Source organism: Brumicola blandensis, from assembly GCF_031846165.1.
In the GTDB taxonomy this organism is placed as follows: domain Bacteria; phylum Pseudomonadota; class Gammaproteobacteria; order Enterobacterales; family Alteromonadaceae; genus Glaciecola; species Glaciecola blandensis.
The window spans coordinates 679,796-701,916 of the sequence record NZ_JAVRIE010000002.1 but is presented as its reverse complement, the minus strand read 5'-3'; the positions used below and the strand labels follow the sequence as shown (position 1 = coordinate 701,916).

Sequence of the window (22,121 nt, the reverse complement as noted above, 5' to 3'; positions counted from 1 at the left end):
AGTCGTATATGGAAATGTTATTTGATTATATTTTGACTGTTGAAGTCGCGATCATTGTCCTCGTTTTGGTGCTGTTAAAAAGCAGTATTAAGTTTGTTCCCCAAAACCGTGCCTATGTCATAGAGCGTTTCGGTAAGTTTCAATCAACCAAAGAAGCTGGTTTGAACTTTATTATGCCATTTATCGATCGTGTATCTGCTGACCGCTCTCTAAAAGAACAAGCCGTAGATGTGCAAGAGCAAAGCGCAATCACAAAAGACAATATTTCACTCATGGTAGACGGCGTTTTATATTTCCGTGTGATGGATCCATACAAAGCCACTTATGGCGTAGAAGACTACGTATTTGCTGTTACTCAGTTAGCGCAAACTACGATGCGTTCTGAGCTAGGTAAAATGGAACTGGATAAAACTTTTGAAGAACGTGATGTCTTGAATTTAAATATCGTAACAGCAATAAACCAAGCATCTGGACCTTGGGGAATACAGGTCATGCGTTATGAAATTAAAGACATTATTCCACCAGGTTCAATAATGGAAGCGATGGAAGCTCAGATGAAAGCAGAGCGAGTTAAACGTGCTCAAATCCTAGAATCTGAAGGTGATAGACAAGCTGCCATCAACCGTGCGGAAGGTGAAAAAGCCTCAGTAGTACTCGCGGCGGAAGCTGAAAAGTCTGAGCAAATTTTAAGAGCGCAAGGTGAAGCATCTGCGATAGTAGCTGTTGCAGAAGCCCAGGCCGAAGCTCTGAATAAGGTCGGTGAGGCAGCGAATACAGAAGCGGGCCAAAAAGCGATACAGCTCGACCTGGCAACCAAAGCAATTGAAGCTAAGCAAGCCATTGCAAAAGAATCTAGCGTCGTGTTGCTACCCGATTCTGGTACAGAAGCTGCCTCTATCGTCGCTCAAGCTACCAGCATCATTAGCAGCTTAACTGGTAAAGGGGCTTAATATGGAATGGTTTGCTAACAACTTAATTGAATCGATTCTGATCATTGGTGTGGTGCTATTAATCATTGAAATTGTTGTCTTGGGTTTTAGCACGTTTTTCTTATTCTTTACGGGCTTAGCGGCCATAGTGACAGCCTTAATCATATGGTTAGGCTTAATTCCTGAAACGTTCTTATCTACATTGATTTCAGTTTCAGCTTTCACTTTGGTCTTCGCATTGGCACTTTGGAAGAAACTCTCCGCACTTCAGAATAAAACCGATACCAAACGGGCTAAATCTGACTTGATAGGTCATTCTTTTGTGCTCCCTGCAGATATTGTAGTCGCGCTGCCGTTGGCTGAAAAGCCGAGTTATCAATACTCTGGCATAAACTGGCAATTGAACGCACTGGAAGACTTGAACAGAGGTACTATGGTCGAAGTTATCCAAGCGGATGTCGGGAGCTTGTTAGTTAAAGCGAAAGTACCATAAATTAAGTTGCATATCGGTAATACTGTAAAAGGGCTCTATTGAGCCTTTTTTATTGTCAATTTATACGAGAAATATACATTCTCGAGTGTCAGAGAAATTTACAGCATATTCAGAAAAAAGAATATTATCTTTTAAAATCAATAATTTAAAATATGGCATAATTCTAGCTAAATCTTATTTTTAACTCACTAAGAAGTACCTTCGATGAAAAATTTTATCAAAGTGTTTGTGATTACAAGCGGACTGTTATTAACGGGTCTTTCTCAAGCTGCAATTATTACCTTCAATGATCGCGCTGCCTTTGAAACCTATGTAGGTGCATCAACAACCGATGACTTAAATACGAATTTAAGTGGTTCCGGTCTTGATCTGAGCAACGCTGATTATTCTTGGACGATGAGCGATTATGCTTGTGCTGACAGTGCAGGCTGTAGCTCTAGCGGCAACCCATTTATAAATGGCAACAATGACTGGGTATGGACCTACAGCTCTGGTGTATTTAATTTTAACTTTAATATCACAGCGTTTGGCTTGGACTATGGTCATCCGAACGGCGCAACTCAGGGAAACGTGGGTTTGTTTGGGTTTGATAGCGGCACTAATGCTAATGGCTCTTTTTTTGGCGTAGCTACCGACGATGGAACATTTTTAGGCTCATCTATTTCCTACGCGCAGAATACTTCGTTCCAAGCATTCGATAATGTTATTTATTCTTCCAATCCAAATGGACAATTTGAAGTAGCATCTGCGCCGGGTGTACTAGGCTTGTTCGGTATTTCACTGCTTATAATATGCAGACTGAGAAAAGCAAAATAAACAATTCGATACATTATTAACGTATCATATAGCAAAAAAAGGGACTCAAACGAGTCCCTTTTTTATGCTTCTCACTTTTTTACTTTACCTGCTCTCTCACCAACTGGTCCATAAACCTCACGCCCCAACCTTGGCTCCCTTTTGGCGCGACATCTATATCTGAATCCAGCCAATCAACGCCAGCGATATCCAAGTGCACCCAAGGTAGGTCTTCATCTATAAAGGTCCCGACGACTGCTGCACCAATACTCGCGCCTGGGTTACCTGCTCCTGAGTTTTTAATATCAGCAATGGGGGATTTAATTTGCTCGAAATGATTTGGGTGTAAAGGTAGCGGCCAAACATGCTCACCAGAACGCTCACCCACTCCCATCATTTGAGTCGAGAGTTCAAAGTCTCTGGTAATAAGAGCTGCATACTCATCGCTAAGCGCGCGAGCGGCAGAGCCTGTTAACGTTGCAATATTCAGCAGCATTCTGGGCTTGAACTCGACCTGTGCGTAATGCACGGCATCCGCAAGGATGAGTCGTCCTTCTGCATCGGTGCTCATTATTTCAATACTGACACCTTTCATGGTTTCAAGCACGTCGCCCGGACGAATAGCATCTTGGCTAGGCATGTTCTCGGCTAACGGCATCAAACCCACAAGGTTAATCGCTTCGCCGCGCTGCGCTGCAGCATAAAGCGTACCTGCTACCGCTGCGGCACCAGACAAATCAGATTTCATTGCCCACATACCCGTATTTTGTTTTAAACTGATACCACCCGTATCAAAGGTAATCCCCTTACCGACTAACGCTATTGGGTGGTCTTTTTTGTCTGCGCCTGTATATTGAATGACAAGAAGACGAGGATCGTTAATCGATCCTTTGCCTACGCCCTCTAGCGCACCCATTCCAAGTTTTTGGATATCTCGCATATCAAGCACTTCTATTTTTACATTTCGAAGTCCTTTGAACTTTGCTTTCACTACATCTACAAAGGCCTGTGGGTACATATTCTTACCGGGCTCAGTTGCTAGATCTCTTGCTAAATGAACACCCTTAGCAACATGAGTAAGGTCATCAACAAACACTTTTCGCGCTTGTTGGGCGTCTTCAGTCACCAAGGTAATGTCAGACACACCTTCACTTTTGTCGGATAAGTATCGGTCAAAACTATAGTCTCTTAGCTGATAACCATAAGCTAAATGTGCGCTAGGTGTATCCACCGTTGCACCTAAGCCATCAAGATGAATTGTCGCATTTACTTTCTTACTTGTTGATTTAAGGGCTGCAGCTATCTTGCCCCCTAAATTCTGCAGATCCGGGCCATCCAAAAGACCATCGGGATCCTGAGTTCCTACGATTAATAAGGACTCAATGTCACCTACCATCTGCAGGTGCAAGGTATTTCCTTTTTCACTGGTAAAATCATTAAGCGCTAAAAGTTTGGTGACTCTCCCATCGGTCGATTCATCGAGCTGAGCCAACACGCCTGTTAATTTATCGGTATCTTCTAACAACACAATTTGTGTTGATTTTTGAGTGCTAGCTTGCGTTGTAAAAGAAAAACTGGCATCAGCTACGCTACTTGCACTGAACGACATCAAGGATAATGCTGCTATACCCGTTGAGAGTGGTCTAAACTTGGCTTTCATATACATTCCTTTTCTATTTAATTGTGTAGAGTGTATGAGCAAACGGAGCGAATAAAAATACTGTTTATATTTCGATATATATCGATTTTTTCGATGTGTGCGTAGCATATCTAATCCACTTGATACGATCATCTTTTATTGTTTATAATTTGAGCAGCGGTTTTATGTGAGTTGTCTTAAAACTATTCGCTTTTTACAGATGACTCAAATCCGAAACTGAGTCTTCTCTTACACAAGGACGGCTCATGACAACTCTTAAACTTGGTTTTGCAATGGGAGGTGGCGTTTCTCTCGGTACCTTCAATGCTGGCGCATTATCACAAACAATTAAACTCGCAATATTGTATGGGCAAGACCGCAAGGGTGCCCTCTACGACAAGGTCGAAATTGACGTATTTTCTGGTGCGAGTGCTGGCTCAATTTCTTTGGCAATTATGCTTAGAGCCCTATCATCTAGCACTAAAGAGCAACTGCAGCAGGCAGATCGCGCCCTCAAGGATGAATTTGGTGAGGATTATACTAACCTTCCTAGCTCTACTAACAAAAAGGCAGCACTCCAAGCGGTCCAAGTAATGCAAACAATGCAAGAACAAGTTTGGGTCGAAAAAGTGAGCATGGACGCCCTACTTGACCCCATTTCAAACGAAGTTGATAACCCCCACTCCTTAAAATTTTCTGCGGGACTATTGAATAGAGCCGCATTAGAAAATATCGCCAGCGAATTACTTAAAAACACCTCCAGTATCGACACACAGCAAAACCAAGAGGTACTTGCTGAACGAGTCTTGTTTGCCAGCTCACTCTCCAATTTAACCCCAATATTACAAGATGCTAGGCAAGAGTTCGACGCCTCGTCAGGCAGCCAGTATGTACTGGCTGACGGTATGACATCTGTCACCCACCGAGAAACTAGAATTTTTGATTTATATTTTGGAGACCAAAGCGATACTGACTATATTAACGATAAAACAAAGTACCCAGAACGGTGGACACGTTATCATCTGGGTGATCCCAAGAATAATGTTATTGGGGACATGCGTGGTGATAAAAAAGATGTATGGAAACGAATTATATCTACAGCAATAGCCTCTGGTGCATTTCCTATGGCTTTTGAACCCGTTGTACTCGAGCGTTATCAATTCGAATATGGTCCTTTGTGGCCAAAAGAGTTAGCCAATGAAGACCAATTTGACTTTACTTATATTGATGGCGGTGTGTTTAATAACGAACCAATCCGTGATGCCTTTAAGTTAGCGTCTTTTATTGATGCTCATGATGAACGACTTGATACTGAGCGATGCATTATTTTTGTCGACCCGGCGGTAACAGACATTAAAACCAGCTTTATGGTACCCGTTCAAAAACGGTTTACTCTTACAACTCCTATCTTAGGAGACAACATCATTGGCAATATCGATGGTATCGACCTAGAAGCTAAAGCCTCTTTAGATCGACTCCTCAGTCATATTGCTACCATCGGTAATGCGATATTCATGCAAGCACGCGCGATTGAAGGTGACAAAGTCTTTGCCGTACGCAAACAGATGGAACTCAGAGATAAGATCCGTCAGAGTTTTGCCGAGCAAGCTAGCGACACTGATGTTTCAGTCTCTCTCCTATCGCTGATTTGCCAACAGCTTGATGCTGTTATGCAGAAAGATCTAAAGAATATCCTCTTACCACCAAGCGCGCTCAGTCTTTCAGCAGAAGCAAAGCGTGTCTACAGAGAGGTTCTAGCAACTTCTGAATCGGTTCCTCAGACACTTCTGCACCCAATACTCGAGATTTCATATGCCAATATAGACAGTGACCTTGAAAAGTTACTCGACAGTAAAGTTCCCACTAGCGCCTCTTACGCTTGGTTCCTGCTGTTAAATTTCATTCAAATTGATCAAAGCATGCGATTGAGTGGAAAGTCTGATACCACTCGTTTCATTGCAATTGGTCCATTTGAGGAGCCCTCGGCACCCACTTTAAAGCAAGCCAAAAAGATCGCGCTACCGGGTGACAAGCTCATCGCTTTTGGGGGCTTTATGTATGAACGTACTCGCGCAGTCGACCTAGGAATTGGTAAGTTTTGCGCCACGAAAGCGCTTCTGGCTGCAGAGCTTATCAGCGCCGATGTGACCATTCCAGATTGTCCGAAACTTAATGCCGATGAAGAAGATGAATATCAACGAATGCTCGACAAGGGGATTAAGGCCGTCTTGAGCAGAGTGGTTGATATGGTAAGGGCTAGCAATATTCCGATCGTCAGTAATATTCCCAAGGGCGCGATAAAATGGTTGTTGGGTAAAGTCACTCAATCTGAGTCACTGGCCAATACCTACGAACTTAGAATCGAGCTACCTGAAGGAGTAAATAACCTTGAATTTGACGGGCGAGGTAAAATTCCGGGTTTAACTGACAAAGACATCAAGCCTGTCAAACTGAATGGTAAGCTCTTCTTAATCACCTTTGCGGATTTTGATGAAACGACATCATTGTGGAATGGTCCCCACATATCGAAGCAACAGCAAATACACATAGACCAAAACGGCTTCATTGATAAAACCTATGCATCAATTAGTACGCCTGATGCTGCACTCCTCGACGAATTAGCATTGAGTGGATATAGCGTGCTCACGACAAAGTTAAAGAAACAGCGTGGGAGAACGCAAAAACTGGAGTGGCATGTTGCAAAACAGTTGACGGCGCTTTCAGACATGCTCTAGTGAGCATGTCTGTTTATGTGAAAAGTGACTATATTAGCGAATATTCTGACGTCTTCTGTAAAACGAAATAGCAAGCAAAACAAAGACTGCTGATATGGTTGTTGACCCACCACTGTAGCCCTCACGATACTCAAGCTGCACTTCTTCTGGGTTGTTCTTGATGCGTTCTTTGAACATTTTTAATTGGTCATCAAGATTCACAATCATTTCATCCGCAGCCTCATTAAAACTTTGAAGGCTATCTGCACGCAGTTCCTCATTTAAGTTAATAGGTGTCGATCTTCCTTTTACTTGACTGATGCCTGGCGCTCTAAAAAGCATCTTCTTACTGGCTATATCAAACACAACAGTATCGATCAGCGTATTAGTATCATTTTTCGAACCAGAAATGGTGTAAGCACCCACTATCGTTAAATAAGACAATGAAAGTGCACCATCATCAGTAAATTGCATCTGATCGTAAGATACGAGTGCTATCACATCGACATCATACATGGTGCCAATTTGAGACAAGTTGGTAAAGCCTCCACCTGGTGTTAAATAGGTAGTCGGAATCACCTCAATCTTCTCAACAAATTCCAATGCTCTGAAGTTATCAGCGACACGGTTCAAGATGCTCGTTTTGGTAGACTCTGGGAACTTAATAGAGTCCATGGGACCACTCCACAAATTTGCTCCGCGCTGATAACTTTGTGTGGCTGGTACAAAGGCAATACCTACTTTCAACGGTACTTTTAATCTTGGCATCGTTGGCTCAGGATGAAGCTCAACATCTTTCGGATATAAGTAGTCCATCACACTACTTTTATTATGAATTTGTTGTGTCGCGCAACCTGATAAAAACAATAATGCCGCGCAAGTGATTATTACAAAACGTTTGATGTTCACGAAAAAATCCTGTCAAAATAGATACTAGAGTGGGCAGAGTACGACCAAACGCTACGTTCAGCAAGCGCTTATATTGAAGTAGCGACATCTTTTACCGAAGGTATTATTATTTGATACTAAACCTGAGAAGCTATGGAAAAGTAATAGATCGATATGCCAGGTTTGTATTGAAAAAAGGGGGGAAGTGGTGCCGACTACCGGAGTCGAACTGGTGACCTACTGATTACAAGTCAGTTGCTCTACCAACTGAGCTAAGTCGGCACACTAGGGTTGCTCGAGCACTTACTCGAGCGACGCGTATTTTAGGGAATCACTAGCTTTTGTCAAGCAATCCTCTTTACTTAGTGTAATTTTTTAATCTATTTGCTTCAGCTTCAAGTTCTGGGAAGTGTTCGACCGGTAAGAACGCTAAAAGTTGAGCTAGCTTATTCCCTAAGTGACTGTGGGAGTCTGCCACAACATTGATATGCCCCATCTTACGCTTCGTTCTAACTTCTTTGCCATACCAGTGCAAGTGCGCACCCGCTATACCGATAAGGTCTCGGCTAAATGCTGTACAACCAATAATGTTAACCATTGCGCTAACACCGCGCACATCTACAGCTCCTAAAGGCAAGCCTAAAACAGCACGGATATGCTGCTCAAACTGACTGGTATCACATCCTTGTTGCGTCCAATGGCCGGAGTTATGCACTCTTGGTGCAATCTCATTAACTAAGAGTTCTTCGCCACATTGGAATAATTCAACAGCCAGTACACCTACGTAATCCATTGCTGTTGCTAGCTTCTCGAATATTTCATTCGCTTGGCTTTGCAGCGAATCACTCAAGTCTGTGATTGGGGCAACACTCACATGCAACTGGCCTTCAAAGTGTAAGTTTTCAGCTAAGCTGAAACACGATACGTTACCTTCACTATCTCTCGCACCGACAAGTGATATCTCGCGGTCAAATTGCATCATTCTTTCAGCAATCAATGGAACTTTTACTAAGTCTAGTTTTGCAAATTCTGATTTCAATTTTTCCAGCTGATCAGCAGACTGCATTCGCCATTGGCCATAGCCGTCGTAGCCATCTCGGCTTGCTTTAAATATAACGCGCTCGCCTAAACTGGCTATCACATTATCGAGGTCAGTCACATCAGTGATAATCAAATAGGGGCAGTTCGGGATTTCATGTTTGCTTAACAATGCTTTTTCACGAACGCGATCAGCCCCAGCTAAAATAGAAGCGACGTTAGGAAATAGTTTCCCGCTTTTATCGGCATCTAATAGCAAATGTTCTGGAACATGCTCAAACTCGACAGTAATGGCGTTGGCATCTTCAATGGCATTTTGTAGTGACACACCTGTCGGCTCTTTCGACACGGGGTGCACAACAGTCTCGTTTGAGACATCAACAGCACTGACGATCACGCCTAATGGTGCTGCGGCCAAATACATCATCTGGGCTAACTGGCCAGAACCATAAACTAAGACTCTCAATCGTCTAATTCCAAAGTTTGGTTGCTCATCACCGTATCTGTTTGTTTCTGTCTAAACGTAATAATGGCGTCACGAACAGCAGGTTCTTGCAGTGCTATCACTTGCGCAGCTAGCAAGCCAGCGTTAGCAGCACCTGCTTCACCGATTGCCAAGGTGCCTACTGCAACCCCTTTTGGCATTTGGACAATAGAGAGCAAGGAGTCTAATCCGTTCAATTGACTTGAACGCACCGGACATCCGAAAACGGGTAAGTGAGTATGTGCGGCGATCATACCTGGAAGGTGAGCAGCACCACCGGCACCAGCAATAATGACTTGGACACCTTGGTCTGCTGCGGTTTCAGCAAATTCTACCAATAGGTTTGGAGTACGGTGAGCAGATACGACCTTCGCTTCGAAAGAAACACCCAACGTTTTAAGCATAATTGCTGCTTTTTGCATCGTTGGCCAATCAGATGTTGAACCCATTACAATTGCAACTTGTGCCATTTTATTTACCACTTTAAGTTAGCTTGGAACGCAAAGGGCCAATGCGACTTTTCTGCGACCATTAAAAAAGCACGATATTATACGCAATATCGTGCTTTTTTATAGCGAAAATTGCTGAATTATTTTGCGCTCTTCATATAATCCAGCGTCATGTTTGTTAAAAGCTTCACGCCTAACTTCATGCCACTATCATCCACAACAAACTCTGGTGTGTGGTGAGCCGGTGAGTCTTCTTCCGACACATCTAGTGGTTTCCCACCAACCCAAAGATACACACCCGGAACTTCCTGTTGGAAGAATGAAAAATCTTCTGCACCCGTAACCGCTTTAGAGTTAATTACATTCTCTTGTCCAGCGGTCCGTACCAACGTTGGTAAAACCTGATCCATCAAAGCATGATCATTGAATGTAATGGGATAGCTATAATCTAAAGGTAATGTCACTTCGGCTTCAGCACGCATGCTATCTGCAATACCTTTTACTTTGCGTGGGATAGCTTCATACATATGGTCTCTCGCTGCTTTATTTAGCGTGCGAATAGTTCCCACCATTGTGACTTCATTCGGAATGATATTTGAACGGTTACCACCATGGATTGAACCAATGGTGACAACAGCTGCATCGTCGATTACTTTGATTTCTCGGCTGACAACCGTTTGTAGCGCCATAATAATTTGAGCGGATGTTGTGATTGGATCAACACTCTTCCACGGATATGCGCCATGGGCTTGCTTACCTTTTACCACAATTTTAAAAGGGTCAACCGCGGCCATAATACCACCATGGCGATATCTGACCTTACCGACATCTGTATTGGCACTAATATGCAAACCAAAAATTACGTCAACATCTGGATTTTTTAAGACGCCTTCTTCAACCATCACTTCAGCGCCGCCTCTTTCACCAGAAGGTGCGCCCTCTTCAGCAGGCTGAAAAATGAACTTCACTTTACCAGTGAGCTCTCCTTTCATATCCGTTAAAATCTTCGCAGCCCCCATCAGCATAGCCATGTGAGTATCATGTCCACATGCGTGCATAACCGGTACTTCATTACCATCGAGCATACCGACGGCTGTTGATTTATAAGGCAGGTCATTTTGTTCGGGCACAGGTAGGCCATCCATATCTGCGCGTAGCGCCACTGTAGGGCCGGGCTTACCAGAATCCAATACAGCCACAACACCGGTGATTGCAACGCCTGTTGTCACCTCTAAGCCCAGACCTCTAAGGTACTTCTCTATGTACTTAGCGGTTTCAAACTCACGGTTAGATAATTCAGGGTTTTGATGTAAGTGGTGACGCCACTTAATCACTTCAGGTTCGATTTTATCTGCCATCGCAGCCACAGCGTCATGCTCATGAGCACTTGCAACACCGGATAGTGCAGTCAAAGATATTGCAGTAAATAAAGGTAGTAAGCGTTTCATATTAAAGTTTCACCTGTTGTTATTATAGTCGGCTTGTTTTTATTATTATAAGAGTAACGTGCTTCTATAATGCAATTTTGCGCAGAAAAGTGCCAGTTCAATTTCTGCCTCATATTCTTCCGTTACACTCCAATTGAAGGAATGAATGACTAAAAGCACTTGCCTACCCCTAAATTTTTGATGCAAACTGTCAGTAGTGTTTACTTAATTTCGTCACTCATGCTCTCTACCAAACAGAAAAAACAGTTTCAAAAACAAGGCTACTTGGTACTGCCTAAACTATTTGATCGAGCGCAGATTGCTGAGCTTAAAGAGGCCGCCCTGAGAATTGTGGATCAATTTGATGCCGAATCAACACGCGCTGTATTTTCTACTGAGACTGAATCGAACACCAATAGAGACGATTACTTTCTGAGTTCTGACAACAAGATTAGGTGTTTTTTTGAAGAAGATGCCTTTACTCAGAGTGGTCAACTTGCCCAAGCAAAAGCATTGAGTATCAACAAAATTGGCCATGCACTTCATGTCCTTAATCCCGTTTTCAAGGAATTCAGTCAGCAAAAGCTTATCGCAAAAATAGCGGAAGATGCGGGTGTGAGTTCACCTGAAATACGACAAACAATGTATATTTTTAAGCAACCTAAGATTGGTGGTGTTATCCGTTGGCATCAGGACGCCACATACTTCTTCACCTCACCACAGTCTGTTGTCACCTTTTGGTTTGCAATTGAAGATTCAACACTCGAAAACGGCTGCCTGCAAGTCGATAAACAGGGCGCAAACTTTCCTTTAAAAGAGCAATTCAAGCGCTACGCTGACGACAATACAGCATTAGTTGAGTTAGAGAATATCCAATGGCCTGGCCAAGAAAGAGCATTACCTTTAGAAGTAAAAGCAGGGTCATTGGTGATTTTTAATGGCGTACTACCACATTTTAGTGAAGCGAACCGTTCAAGTCAGTCGCGACACGCCTTTACGCTCCACATTACCTCTGCTGACGCAAAATACCATGAGCATAACTGGTTGAGAGCTAGCCCTGTTCGGATCTACTCTTGAAGTAAAAGGCGGTACCGTAACACTAATGTCTTTTTCTCAACATCCAAGTCACTATCAAGTTCCACTTCCGAGTGGAATACTCCACCACAGCTAATAATCATGGCTTTTGAAGCTACGTTATTTGAATAGCAATGAATATGCACTTCTCTCATATTTCGCAAAAGCGCTTGCTGAAGGGTAAGCTCAAGGAGTTTCTTACTGAACCCTTTTCTGCGGCACGATGGTCGAATGCCCAGGCCAATATGACCACCGACAAAGGCAATATCATCATTTAAGAAATGCCTTAAATTACTGACCCCAATAATTGATGCACCTTGAACTAACCACCAAGTGGAGCTTGGCACATAGCCTGCTGGTAGTTGAACACCTTGTTCAAAATCATCATTTCGCTGCAACATAGCCTCAAAATCGCTATGATCAAAGTCTAAGGGAAATGGGTAACGCTCTTCTTCGCCAAGCTCTTTGATATAGCTTAAATAGCTTGCTTTGAAAACTGATTGAGGAGATACCAACTTAAGGTTTGTCACACATCATCCCTGCATTTTGAGTTTAGGAAAAAATCAACGTAAGTGACAATATCACCGGTGTGCTTATCGTGACGAGTACATTTTTTCCCATCAGAGGCAGTAAGGTAGCCATTTCGGGGTCGGTTTTTATCTTTTGTAATTGAAAGCTGATCACCAAACTCAAGACAATGGGAAATAGCGCTAACAAACTCAGATACGGCAAAAACGCCAACATCACCGCCGCAAACAAACAAACTAAGCTCAATAAAGCCATAGTGGTGTGTGCATTAATTGCCTTGCTAAGACCATACTGAATAGCAATATGGTTCCGCCCGTGCTGTTTGTCAGCCTGAATATCGGGTATTTGGTTTAACAGCAGGAGATTGTTTGTCTGGAAAAAGATAATCAGACTGACAAACAAAACATCTAAGCGGAATGTTTCACTCAGCACAAAGTAGCTACCATTTATTATCAACACACCGAAGGCAAAGCCGGGGGCAATTAGGCAAATAAAGGGGAAACGATTTATCCACTTTGTGTACGAAATAATGATCAATACCCCAACTACACCAATGCTAAGCAGCTCAGGACCGACTTGAGTGACCAAATACAAACCAATTCCAATGCAGATACATAAGTTGATAATTGCCAATATCAACACTGTATCTTTGGCTTTAGGTTCATTCGGTAGGCCGCCACTTCCACCACTAAAAGACGTGCGTTTGGTTTTCAAATCCAAACCAGAAACAAAGTCAGTATATTCATTGAACATGTTCACGGCGATATGAGCGCAGAGCGCACCTGCAGTAATCAAAACCATTAATAGGTAAGACCTTGGCTCGTGATGATAATTAGCCAATGCAAAAGGCACAAGTAAGCAGGCTGGCGTCAATACTAAAAAGGGCAAACGCATAGTGGCGAAAACCGCTGTGGAGAATGATTGAGTTTGCGCTTTGCCGACGTGGTTCATATTTTTTCTTATTGTTGTTTTTGATGATATGTTTTGGCTAAATGCTAGCAATAATTGCAAAGCACAAGCCACTTTAGAAGCATAACTCAGGAAGAAAAAAGCAGCAAAAAAAAACCGCTGAGCTAATGCCAGCGGTTTTGTTATCTTTCGGCTGCTAATTAGCCTTTTTGACGTTTCATTGAATCAAAGAATTCGTCATTTGTTTTGGTCATTGATAAGCGACCAATAAGGAATTCCATTGCGTCAATCTCAGACATTTCGTGTACGATTTTACGCAAAATCCACATTTTCTGAAGCTCATCTTGCGTCGTTAATAGCTCTTCACGACGCGTGCCTGAGCGGTTGAAGTCGATCGCTGGGAATACCCGTTTTTCAGCAATCTTACGATTCAGGTGCAGTTCCATATTACCAGTACCTTTAAACTCTTCGTAGATAACCTCATCCATCTTAGAGCCAGTATCGATAAGGGCAGTTGCTATAATCGTTAAACTTCCGCCTTCTTCTACGTTACGCGCCGCACCAAAGAAGCGTTTTGGTTTATGCAATGCATTAGCATCAACACCACCCGTTAACACTTTACCTGATGAAGGGATTACAGTGTTGTAGGCACGAGCTAAACGAGTGATTGAATCAAGTAGAATCACGACGTCTTTCTTATGCTCTACAAGACGCTTGGCTTTTTCGATAACCATCTCTGCAACTTGTACGTGACGACTTGCTGGTTCATCGAAGGTTGACGCAATAACTTCACCGCGCACCAAGCGTTGCATTTCAGTGACTTCTTCTGGACGTTCATCAATCAACAATACCATCAACTGACACTCAGGATGATTTGCTGATATTGACTGCGCGATATTTTGAAGTAGTAGGGTTTTACCCGCTTTTGGTGGAGCAACGATCAAACCACGCTGACCACGACCAATTGGTGATGCCAGATCGAGCACACGTGCTGTAATATCTTCGGAACTGCCATTTCCACGCTCAAGTCTGAAACGTTCATTAGCATGCAATGGTGTTAAGTTTTCAAAGAGGATTTTATTACGGGAGTTTTCTGGCTTGTCGAAGTTAACTTCGCGAATTTTTAATAGGGCAAAATATCGTTCACTGTCTTTGGGAGGTCTTATTTTCCCAGCGATAGTGTCGCCTGTTCGCAGATTAAAGCGTCGAATCTGACTTGGCGATACGTAGATATCGTCCGGGCCAGCTAGGTAAGAGCTATCACCCGAACGTAAAAAGCCAAAACCATCTTGAAGAATTTCGAGAACGCCGTCTCCAAAAATATCTTCACCGCCTTTGGCGTGAGCTTTTAAAATTGAAAAGATAATGTCTTGTTTTCTAGCACGGGCCAGGTTTTCCAAACCCATGTCTTCAGCTAGCTTCACAAGTTCGCTAATAGGTTTGTTTTTTAATTCGGTCAAATTCATATTGGTGGGTCTTTATGTTTAGGCTCAGCGCAGGCGCACATTTATAACGTGGTATTACGGCTTCGCCCTGTCAAAAGTAGTCTCTGGTTAATTTTTTCGTTTTGAAGTTTGATTTTAACTATTCCCACAACACAACAGCATTGAACATTATCAGGCTGCTTGTCGCAAAGTACCAAGATATTTATCACTAGGCGCATTACAGGAAGTTTAAAAAGGTTCGCTCGGATGAGCACAGAACAAAGTTAGCACTTATTACGCTTATCGTCCAGTTTTACAAAAAAATAACTTTTAAAAAAAAGGCTACCTATATGGGTAACCTTTATCATTATTCATCGGCAGAATGCTAATTAGATGTTTTCGTTCAAAAACTCTTCTAATTGAGTTTTAGATAGCGCGCCTACCTTTGTTGCGGCCACAGCACCATCTTTAAACAACAATAGTGTTGGGATGCCACGGATACCATATTTTGGCGGAGTTTCATTATTTTCATCGACATTAAGCTTGCCAACTGTTAACTTGCCATCAAACTCGTCTGCAATCTCTGATAGGATTGGAGCGATCATTTTACAAGGACCGCACCATTCGGCCCAGAAATCAACTAATACAGGACCGCTAGCATTGATAACATCGGCCTCAAATTTTTCGTCACTCAACGAGATAATTTTGTCGCTCATTCTTTTCTCCAGATTTGGTCATTCGCTGAGATTCTTCAGCACTGCCATATAGTGTTAATAGAAATCGTTTTTAATGCAAGCAATGATAAGCTATAAGCTATGCCACAAACACATTTAACAGATACGTCATTTTCCGATCTTCCGATCCATCCGCTTGTTATTAAGGCGCTCGAGGAAGCTAACTTCAACCACTGTACGCCAATTCAATCAATGGCATTACCCCAATTATTGGACGGTAATGACATTGCAGGACAAGCGCAAACAGGCACAGGTAAAACAATTGCTTTCTTGGTGGCGACTTTTCACCACCTGTTAAATAATCCAAAACCTGACAACGAACCAAATAAACCAAGCCCTAGAGCCATTATTATGGCGCCAACGCGTGAGCTTGCCGTTCAGATTTATAACGATGCTGAATTACTGAGTAAACACACAGAATTGTCGCTAGGTTTGATATATGGGGGCGAAGGGTATGAAAGTCAACGGGATAAATTAACAAAAGGTGTCGATATCGTTATAGGCACCACAGGCCGTATCATTGACTATTATAAGCAAGACATTTTCTCGCTAAAAAATATCCAAGTAGCGGTGTTAGATGAAGCAGATCGTATGTTCGATTTAGGCTTTATAAAAGATATTCGCTATTTATTTAGACGGATGCCTGAACCAACTTTACGCCTAAGTATGCTTTTTTCTGCAACCTTGAGCTTTAGAGTTCAAGAACTTGCCTATGAGCATATGAATAATCCAACTCACGTACAAATTGAGCCATCGAAGAAGACAGCAACGCGTGTCTCAGAAGAGTTGTTTTATCCTTCAGATAAAGATAAGCCGCTGTTATTACTCACGCTGCTTGAAGATGAATGGCCAGATAAAACCATCGTTTTCGCCAATACTAAATTTGGTTGTGAGACTGTTTCCGCATGGTTACAAGCCGACAATCATCGTGTTGGTATGCTGAGTGGCGATGTTCCTCAAAAGAAACGCTTGAGCATCTTAGAAGATTTTACAAGTGGTGCTATTGATATTTTGGTCGCTACCGATGTTGCTGCTCGCGGTTTACATATCGACAAAGTCACTCATGTCTTCAACTATGACTTGCCTGACGATGCAGAAGATTATGTCCATCGAATCGGCAGAACTGGTCGTGCAGGTGAAAGTGGTATTGCTATCAGCTTTGCTTGTGAGAAATACGCCTTGAATCTACCTGCGATCGAAATGTATATTGAGCATCAGATACCCGTGACTGACTACAATCCAAACGAATTATTGGAAGACGTCGAGCCACCAAAGTTTCATCGCAAGCCAAGAGGCAGAAATGATAATCGCTCAGGTAATCGTGGAGGTCGTTCTGGCGGTCAACGCTCGAGTGGACCAAGAAGGAATCATCAAGGAAGAAAGTAGAGGTAATAGACTTTGATTCAAGAAGTACCAAATACCGTTATTCAGGATGAATATTACGCTGCCGTAGATTTAGGCTCTAACAGCTTTCACATGGTGATTGTTAGGGTGCTAAGCGGTAGCGTACAAATAGTCAGTAAGAATAAACGCAAAGTCAGGCTCGCTGCTGGTTTAGATGATGAATTACAGTTATCAGAAGACAGCATTCAACGCGGCCTAGATTGTTTAAAAACCTTTCGTGAACAGCTTGAAGATATTCCCCCGTCAAATATAAAGATCGTCGCAACAGCCACGCTAAGAATTGCAAGTAATGCTGCACAATTCATTACTCGGGCTGAAAAAGTCTTAAATCATAAGATCAGCGTGATCAGCGGCGAAGAAGAAGCGCGGCAGATATATTTAGGCGTCGCCTACACATCAGCAAACCAAGGCAATACCTTGGTCGTTGATATTGGCGGTGCCAGCACAGAAGTGATTGTTGGCAGAGATATGCAACCCCTTCACTTAACGAGTGTGGATATGGGCTGTGTAACCTTCATGGAACGTTATTTTCCGGGTGGCGTTTTAAGTGAAAACAACTTCGACAAAGCCTTAGCCGAAGCTGAAGCACTAGTATCTTTACATGCACCTACCTTTAAATGCTTTGATTGGCAGCAATGCTTGGGTGCGTCAGGCACGCCGCAAGCGATTGTAGAAATATTATTAAAACGCGGCATTAATGATGCCATTCGACTTGAGTATTTGTTTAAGCTTCGAGACGAAGTTATTGCAAGTAAACATATAGACAGTCTTAGCATTAATGGCTTAGCTGAGAGCCGACGAGTTATTTTTCCAAGCGGTTTAGCTATTCTGATAGCGCTGTTTAAACAACTTCGCTTGAACAATATGCAAATTTCTGGCGGCGCGCTTCGTGAAGGTATTATTTACGGCATGCTGGATAATTACCAACGTGCAGACCGCCGTTCGCAAGGTATTAATCAATTGGTTTCTCGTTTCCATATTGATACTGCACAAAGCGATCGAGTGAAAAAAGTCGCTATCAGTTTATGTCGTCAAATGTGTCAGCAGAGTAATTTTTGCGACTTTGATACTGAAGCGCTGATATCCAGTGCCGCCGCATTGCACGAATTAGGCTTGCATGTTGGATATAAGAAATTCCATGAACACGGCGCGTACATATTGACCCATGTAGAACTCACCGGATTTACAACGCTGCAAAGAATGTTTATCCGCGACTTAGTGGGTATGCATCGTCAAGAAATTGATTTGAGTGTTTTTGATAATTATCAAGATGACTTTAAAGAAATGCTTATCAATGCTCTGCGCATCGTTCGTATATCTGTCATTTTATGCACTCGTCGCCGAGATGATACGATCCCAGCTCCGACGCTAGCAGTAAAAGGCAGTCAATGGACGCTGTCATTTGGCGACGGTGTACTTCTAGCCCACCCCTTGGTGCATGCTGAACTGATTCACGAAACATGGCTACAACATAAAGCGGGCTGGAAGCTAATCTGCCAATAGGCTGATTAGTCTTTATCTATGATAGATACTTCACCTAAAAAACTTGAGTCAGCAGATATCCTGACTTTGTTTGCCTTCCGTTATATCTTGGATGAACCCCACCCCGTCATCAATCTTGAACAAGATCTACAAGACTTGAACACCTGGCCTGAAAGGTTAGAAGACAGTTATCGAGCTGAGTGGACGAGTTATATTAAGAAGCGCTTACATACTATAAAAGCAAAGCCAGAAAAGGAACAATCTGTTTTTTGGCGGAAGCATACCGAATTAATGTCGAATCGTAATAATGATCAACGTTTTGCCGAATTTGCCAATCAGATATTGCATATTCAGTCGTTGGCAAGCACAGATAATATCACTGTGCTGCCAACACCGCTGAAACGATATTTACAAAGGCTCTTGCAGCTCTAGCCCTTTTTTCGCCTACTGATTACTTAATCGCTTACCGAATGATACCGCATAGGCAGGAGATCGCATGCGCAAGATTGGGTCATCGCTTGATTTGAATCCTGCAGATAAAATGTTTGGATCAAAATTAATATTCTTGCATACATCTGAACCAGCACTAGACACTGTTAACTTACCCAATGTCACTTGATGACGATCTGCCGGCCACTGTTGTGATGGGTCTACATCGGTATCTTCAGCTTCACCTATATTTGCCACTATAGAAAAACTCACTTCACCATCGGCCAATTGCTTGGCAAAAGTATCAGCTAAAAACGCTTCCGGCATCTTCGCTGCTTCATCCTTCTCTAGCGTTTTCACACCTAGCGTCGGCACAATTTCCCAGCGGTATTTTGTACGAACTTTATCTGCATTATCATAATAGAATGTATGTAGACCAAAGAATTGCGTATTTGCATAGGATGCAGGTGTTTTTGCTGTTTTATTCCACATCACGTTTGCTTGAACACTTGGATTATTCTTTACAAATTCCATAGTTTTTGCAGGGTTAGACTTGCCGTTTTCATCCGGCAGTAATGTAGACAGGAAACCAAAAAATGTTTCTGGGTCTTTACCCGCGAAAACTGGGAAGTTATTACCTGTAAAATAATGTAGTCGACCGTCAGGTAGTTTTATTTGCACGCCCAAACCTCGTGTACCTGGTGCTCTTTCATCACTGGCTGGATTCGCACCACCAAGAGAAAAGCGCATGGTAACTGGCAACTGGCCACTATTGAGCAAAGCCGCACCAGCAAACTCATCGTTAGCTACAGGAGTAAATGTACCGGTTGCGCACATGCCCTTTGCGTGTGCTTTTCGAAAACCCGGATGCTTACCCCCAAGCTTCTCAAATATCTCCACTAAGTCAGTGGCTTGCACTGGTTTATCTTGAGCCTGAAGCGGCATTGCCCCAAGCGTAACTGCGAAAGTTGTGCATACTGCAAGTGTTTTAGTTTTCATAAGCGTCCTTTGATTTTATCAATTTTTATTTTGTCATAAGTTTACGTGTGATTTAACAATAGGGTACAAAATGATTTTAAGGAAGCAAATTGCGCACAAACAAAGCATAAGTTACTATCAACGCCCATTTGCAGTCATATAGAGAAAGGAATCAATTTAATGTTCACAACAAAAAGGAGTTTTGCGGTACTGTTGGCAATTTTGTTCCTCTCAAGCTGTGCAACGCTTAATCCGAACATCGACGAGCCTGTCGTCACCGTGACATCATTTAAAGTACTGCCAATCACTGGTACCAATTTACGTTTCCAAATTGGTTTAAACGTAAGTAATCCGAATAACTTTGACATTGTCGTGAATGGTTTATCTTATAACGCGAGTGTTGAGGGTTATGATGTTTTTTCTGGGGTTACTAACCAAGTACCTACATTGAAAGCTTACGACAGCGATGACATTGTTATCGAAGCGCAAGCGGGCTTGTTCAATGGCGTGAGATTAGCCACTGATATTCTGCAAAAAAGAAAAACTGACCTAAATTATGTATTGGAAGCAAAAATGGATGTCGCTGGCATTCTCTTTCCAATTTATATCACTAAGGAAGGACTGTTAAGCCTGCCAAATATCAACAACAATCGATAAGCATTTATTTAGACAGTTTGCGCCATGACATTAGCCAGCAACAGGTACCAATCACGCCTATCGATATACTCCACCAAGCCGGCTTTTCAAACAAATACATCAGCACAGCGATAACCGAGAACGCTGCTGCTAAATGACTATAGAAGCGTGCTTTCTGGGTGCTTTTCAAGGCTTCGATTTGCAATTCGTGGTGCTTTTGCTGCTCTATTGGAATGCGTTTTAACTGCCTCATTCCGTCATACAATAGATCTGGCATTTCGGGCAACTTCTCAGTCCAGAAAGGTAAATTTTCTTTTACTTTCATAAACATCGCCTTAGGTCCTACTTGCTCCTTCATCCAATTTTCTAAGAAAGGTTTTGCTGTTTGCCAAAGATCTAATTGCGGATACAGTTGACGGCCCAAGCCTTCTACGTACAACAAGGTTTTTTGCAGGAGCACAAGTTGCGGCTGGACCACCATATTGAAGCGTCTTGCTGTATTGAACAGTTGCAACAGCACATTGCCAAAGCTAATGTCTTCGAGCGGCTTTTGGAATATTGGCTCGCACACTGTTCGAATCGCCATTTCAAAGTCGGCGATATTAGTATCTGCCGGTACCCATCCCGAATCGGCATGTAGCTCGGCTACTTTACGATAATCACGATTAAAAAACGCGATGAAGTTTTCTGCTAAATAACGCTTATCTTCTTTGTTTAGCGTACCAACAATGCCGTAATCAATGCCAATATATAGCGGATTTTCAGGATGCTCGCGACTCACGAAAATGTTACCCGGGTGCATGTCTGCATGAAAGAAACTGTCTCTGAAAACTTGTGTGAAAAACACTTCCACACCCCGCTCAGCGAGTAATTTCATGTTTGTATTCTGAGCGCGAAGACTATCAACATCCGATACTGGAATACCAAATACACGTTCCATGACTATGACATTTTTACGACAATGATCACTATAAAAATGAGGAACATACAAAGCTTCCGAGCCCTCAAACGCGCGCTTAATTTGAATACCGTTGGCGGCCTCTCTTAGTAAATCGAGTTCATCTAGTATTGTACGTTTATACTCTCGAACGACCTCAATTGGGCGTAAACGTTTGCCATCTGGTAGCCAGCGCTGCAGTACACCTGCGATGCTCTCTAATAAGTCAACATCGGCTTCGATGGTCTGCTTAATACCAGGGCGAAGCACCTTCACAACGACTTGTTTATTGTCGCTTTTCAAGGTGGCGGTATGTACTTGTGCAATAGAGGCAGACGCAAGTGGTTTGCTTTCAAAGTCACTGAACAAAACCGACAAGCTTGGTATCGCCAGTGCTTCAATGATCGTTTTTTCGGCAAGTGCTGAGTCGAAAGGAGGCACGCTATCTTGCAGCATGCTTAGCTCAGTTGCGATATCGTGTGTCAGTAAATCTCGACGCGTCGACAGCATTTGTCCAAATTTGATATAGACCGGGCCTAAGGTTTCTAGTGCCAGTCGTAGGCGACGGCCTTCTGATTCACTTTTATGTTTATTCGGTAGCCAGAATAAGCATCTACGAGCAAAGCGCATATACCAAGGTCGAAAACGACTTGGGATCAGCTCGTCTAGGCCGTGCTCCAATAAAACCTTACCAATGTGATAAAACCGACCGATTCGCACTGAGATTCTT

At 42.8% G+C, this 22,121-nt stretch carries 20 protein-coding genes and 1 tRNA gene; 9 read left to right on the top strand and 12 right to left on the bottom strand.

Translation table 11 applies throughout. From position 1 onward, the window contains the following. Positions 1–8 precede the first annotated feature (8 nt). The 3 genes from RM544_RS08290 to RM544_RS08280 all read left to right on the top strand — a co-directional run bounded on the left by RM544_RS08290 (position 9) and on the right by RM544_RS08280 (position 2,238). On the top strand, positions 9–950 hold the full coding sequence (locus RM544_RS08290; protein ID WP_311361294.1) for an SPFH domain-containing protein: 942 nt from the start codon (positions 9–11) through the stop codon (positions 948–950). Between the two features lies 1 nt (position 951). Continuing rightward, positions 952–1,422, top strand: coding sequence for an NfeD family protein (locus RM544_RS08285; protein WP_311361293.1), 471 nt, complete (start codon positions 952–954; stop codon positions 1,420–1,422). 204 nt (positions 1,423–1,626) lie between these two features. Then, on the top strand, positions 1,627–2,238 hold the full coding sequence (locus RM544_RS08280) for a hypothetical protein (RefSeq protein ID WP_311361292.1): 612 nt from the start codon (positions 1,627–1,629) through the stop codon (positions 2,236–2,238). 79 nt (positions 2,239–2,317) lie between these two features. On the opposite strand, the gene RM544_RS08275 is transcribed toward RM544_RS08280, so the two are convergent. Further along, positions 2,318–3,877, bottom strand: coding sequence for a leucyl aminopeptidase family protein (locus RM544_RS08275; protein ID WP_311361291.1), 1,560 nt, complete (start codon positions 3,875–3,877; stop codon positions 2,318–2,320). Positions 3,878–4,122: 245 nt separating this feature from the next. On the opposite strand from RM544_RS08275, the gene RM544_RS08270 reads away from it, so the two are divergent. Further along, complete coding sequence (locus RM544_RS08270; protein ID WP_311361290.1) at positions 4,123–6,591, top strand: patatin-like phospholipase family protein; 2,469 nt, start codon at positions 4,123–4,125, stop codon at positions 6,589–6,591. A gap of 33 nt (positions 6,592–6,624) precedes the next feature. Here the strand turns inward: RM544_RS08270 and rhlP are convergent, their stop codons facing one another. The 5 genes from rhlP to RM544_RS08245 form a co-directional block, all read right to left on the bottom strand. Further along, entirely contained in the window at positions 6,625–7,479 is an 855-nt protein-coding gene (rhlP, locus tag RM544_RS08265; protein WP_311361289.1) for a rhombotarget lipoprotein, read from the bottom strand. 185 nt (positions 7,480–7,664) lie between these two features. After that, positions 7,665–7,740, bottom strand: a tRNA-Thr gene (locus RM544_RS08260). 76 nt (positions 7,741–7,816) lie between these two features. Further along, positions 7,817–8,962, bottom strand: coding sequence for a 5-(carboxyamino)imidazole ribonucleotide synthase (locus RM544_RS08255; protein ID WP_311361288.1), 1,146 nt, complete (start codon positions 8,960–8,962; stop codon positions 7,817–7,819). Next, on the bottom strand, positions 8,959–9,450 hold the full coding sequence (gene purE, locus RM544_RS08250) for a 5-(carboxyamino)imidazole ribonucleotide mutase (protein WP_311361287.1): 492 nt from the start codon (positions 9,448–9,450) through the stop codon (positions 8,959–8,961). Before purE ends, RM544_RS08255 begins: the two co-directional genes overlap by 4 nt. 119 nt (positions 9,451–9,569) lie before the next feature. After that, positions 9,570–10,787, bottom strand: coding sequence for a M20 metallopeptidase family protein (locus tag RM544_RS08245; RefSeq protein ID WP_432264478.1), 1,218 nt, complete (start codon positions 10,785–10,787; stop codon positions 9,570–9,572). A 309-nt stretch (positions 10,788–11,096) separates the two neighbouring features. Here RM544_RS08245 and RM544_RS08240 point away from each other — a divergent pair, with 309 nt between their 5' ends. Beyond that, entirely contained in the window at positions 11,097–11,933 is an 837-nt protein-coding gene (locus RM544_RS08240; RefSeq protein WP_311361361.1) for a phytanoyl-CoA dioxygenase family protein, read from the top strand. On the opposite strand, the gene RM544_RS08235 is transcribed toward RM544_RS08240, so the two are convergent. The 4 genes from RM544_RS08235 to trxA all read right to left on the bottom strand — a co-directional run bounded on the left by RM544_RS08235 (position 11,924) and on the right by trxA (position 15,507). Next, a complete protein-coding gene (locus tag RM544_RS08235; protein ID WP_311361285.1) occupies positions 11,924–12,460 on the bottom strand; it encodes a GNAT family N-acetyltransferase in 537 nt (178 codons plus the stop codon). The two genes, RM544_RS08240 and RM544_RS08235, sit on opposite strands and share 10 nt — an antisense overlap. 22 nt (positions 12,461–12,482) lie before the next feature. Then, complete coding sequence (locus RM544_RS08230; RefSeq protein WP_311361284.1) at positions 12,483–13,409, bottom strand: prenyltransferase; 927 nt, start codon at positions 13,407–13,409, stop codon at positions 12,483–12,485. 158 nt (positions 13,410–13,567) lie between these two features. After that, positions 13,568–14,833 carry a transcription termination factor Rho gene (gene rho, locus RM544_RS08225; protein WP_311361283.1) on the bottom strand — a complete coding sequence of 422 codons (1,266 nt, stop codon included), beginning with the start codon at positions 14,831–14,833 and terminating at the stop codon, positions 13,568–13,570. 347 nt (positions 14,834–15,180) lie between these two features. Further along, positions 15,181–15,507 (bottom strand): thioredoxin TrxA, encoded by a 327-nt coding sequence (gene trxA / locus RM544_RS08220; protein ID WP_311361282.1) that lies wholly within the window; start codon positions 15,505–15,507, stop codon positions 15,181–15,183. Positions 15,508–15,606: 99 nt separating this feature from the next. Here trxA and rhlB point away from each other — a divergent pair, with 99 nt between their 5' ends. From rhlB to RM544_RS08205, 3 genes are read left to right on the top strand one after another with little or no spacing between them, the layout of a single operon-like run. Then, positions 15,607–16,911: an ATP-dependent RNA helicase RhlB gene (gene rhlB / locus RM544_RS08215; protein ID WP_311361281.1), complete on the top strand. Its 1,305-nt coding sequence runs from the start codon at positions 15,607–15,609 to the stop codon at positions 16,909–16,911. 12 nt (positions 16,912–16,923) lie between these two features. Beyond that, entirely contained in the window at positions 16,924–18,432 is a 1,509-nt protein-coding gene (locus tag RM544_RS08210) for a Ppx/GppA phosphatase family protein (RefSeq protein WP_311361280.1), read from the top strand. Positions 18,433–18,450: 18 nt separating this feature from the next. Next, positions 18,451–18,843: a hypothetical protein gene (locus tag RM544_RS08205; protein WP_311361279.1), complete on the top strand. Its 393-nt coding sequence runs from the start codon at positions 18,451–18,453 to the stop codon at positions 18,841–18,843. Positions 18,844–18,855: 12 nt separating this feature from the next. On the opposite strand, the gene RM544_RS08200 is transcribed toward RM544_RS08205, so the two are convergent. Next, positions 18,856–19,839 (bottom strand): catalase family peroxidase, encoded by a 984-nt coding sequence (locus tag RM544_RS08200; protein ID WP_311361278.1) that lies wholly within the window; start codon positions 19,837–19,839, stop codon positions 18,856–18,858. Between the two features lie 159 nt (positions 19,840–19,998). On the opposite strand from RM544_RS08200, the gene RM544_RS08195 reads away from it, so the two are divergent. Next, complete coding sequence (locus tag RM544_RS08195) at positions 19,999–20,475, top strand: LEA/WHy family protein (protein ID WP_311361277.1); 477 nt, start codon at positions 19,999–20,001, stop codon at positions 20,473–20,475. 4 nt (positions 20,476–20,479) lie between these two features. On the opposite strand, the gene ubiB is transcribed toward RM544_RS08195, so the two are convergent. After that, positions 20,480–22,111 (bottom strand): ubiquinone biosynthesis regulatory protein kinase UbiB, encoded by a 1,632-nt coding sequence (gene ubiB, locus RM544_RS08190; RefSeq protein WP_311361276.1) that lies wholly within the window; start codon positions 22,109–22,111, stop codon positions 20,480–20,482. Between the last annotated feature and the right edge of the window lie 10 nt (positions 22,112–22,121).

Excerpts from the sequence above, each read along its gene's own strand:
- RM544_RS08240 (WP_311361361.1), top strand. The coding sequence starts at position 11,097 with ATGCTCTCTACCAAACAGAAAAAACAGTTTCAAAAACAAGGCTACTTG.
- RM544_RS08200 (WP_311361278.1), bottom strand. The coding sequence starts at position 19,839 with ATGAAAACTAAAACACTTGCAGTATGCACAACTTTCGCAGTTACGCTT.
- rho (WP_311361283.1), bottom strand. The coding sequence starts at position 14,833 with ATGAATTTGACCGAATTAAAAAACAAACCTATTAGCGAACTTGTGAAG.
- purE (WP_311361287.1), bottom strand. The coding sequence starts at position 9,450 with ATGGCACAAGTTGCAATTGTAATGGGTTCAACATCTGATTGGCCAACG.
- trxA (WP_311361282.1), bottom strand. The coding sequence starts at position 15,507 with ATGAGCGACAAAATTATCTCGTTGAGTGACGAAAAATTTGAGGCCGAT.
- RM544_RS08230 (WP_311361284.1), bottom strand. The coding sequence starts at position 13,409 with ATGAACCACGTCGGCAAAGCGCAAACTCAATCATTCTCCACAGCGGTT.
- rhlB (WP_311361281.1), top strand. The coding sequence starts at position 15,607 with ATGCCACAAACACATTTAACAGATACGTCATTTTCCGATCTTCCGATC.
- RM544_RS08270 (WP_311361290.1), top strand. The coding sequence starts at position 4,123 with ATGACAACTCTTAAACTTGGTTTTGCAATGGGAGGTGGCGTTTCTCTC.
- RM544_RS08290 (WP_311361294.1), top strand. The coding sequence starts at position 9 with ATGGAAATGTTATTTGATTATATTTTGACTGTTGAAGTCGCGATCATT.
- RM544_RS08275 (WP_311361291.1), bottom strand. The coding sequence starts at position 3,877 with ATGAAAGCCAAGTTTAGACCACTCTCAACGGGTATAGCAGCATTATCC.
- RM544_RS08280 (WP_311361292.1), top strand. The coding sequence starts at position 1,627 with ATGAAAAATTTTATCAAAGTGTTTGTGATTACAAGCGGACTGTTATTA.
- RM544_RS08285 (WP_311361293.1), top strand. The coding sequence starts at position 952 with ATGGAATGGTTTGCTAACAACTTAATTGAATCGATTCTGATCATTGGT.
- RM544_RS08195 (WP_311361277.1), top strand. The coding sequence starts at position 19,999 with ATGTTCACAACAAAAAGGAGTTTTGCGGTACTGTTGGCAATTTTGTTC.
- RM544_RS08245 (WP_432264478.1), bottom strand. The coding sequence starts at position 10,787 with ATGGCAGATAAAATCGAACCTGAAGTGATTAAGTGGCGTCACCACTTA.
- RM544_RS08205 (WP_311361279.1), top strand. The coding sequence starts at position 18,451 with ATGATAGATACTTCACCTAAAAAACTTGAGTCAGCAGATATCCTGACT.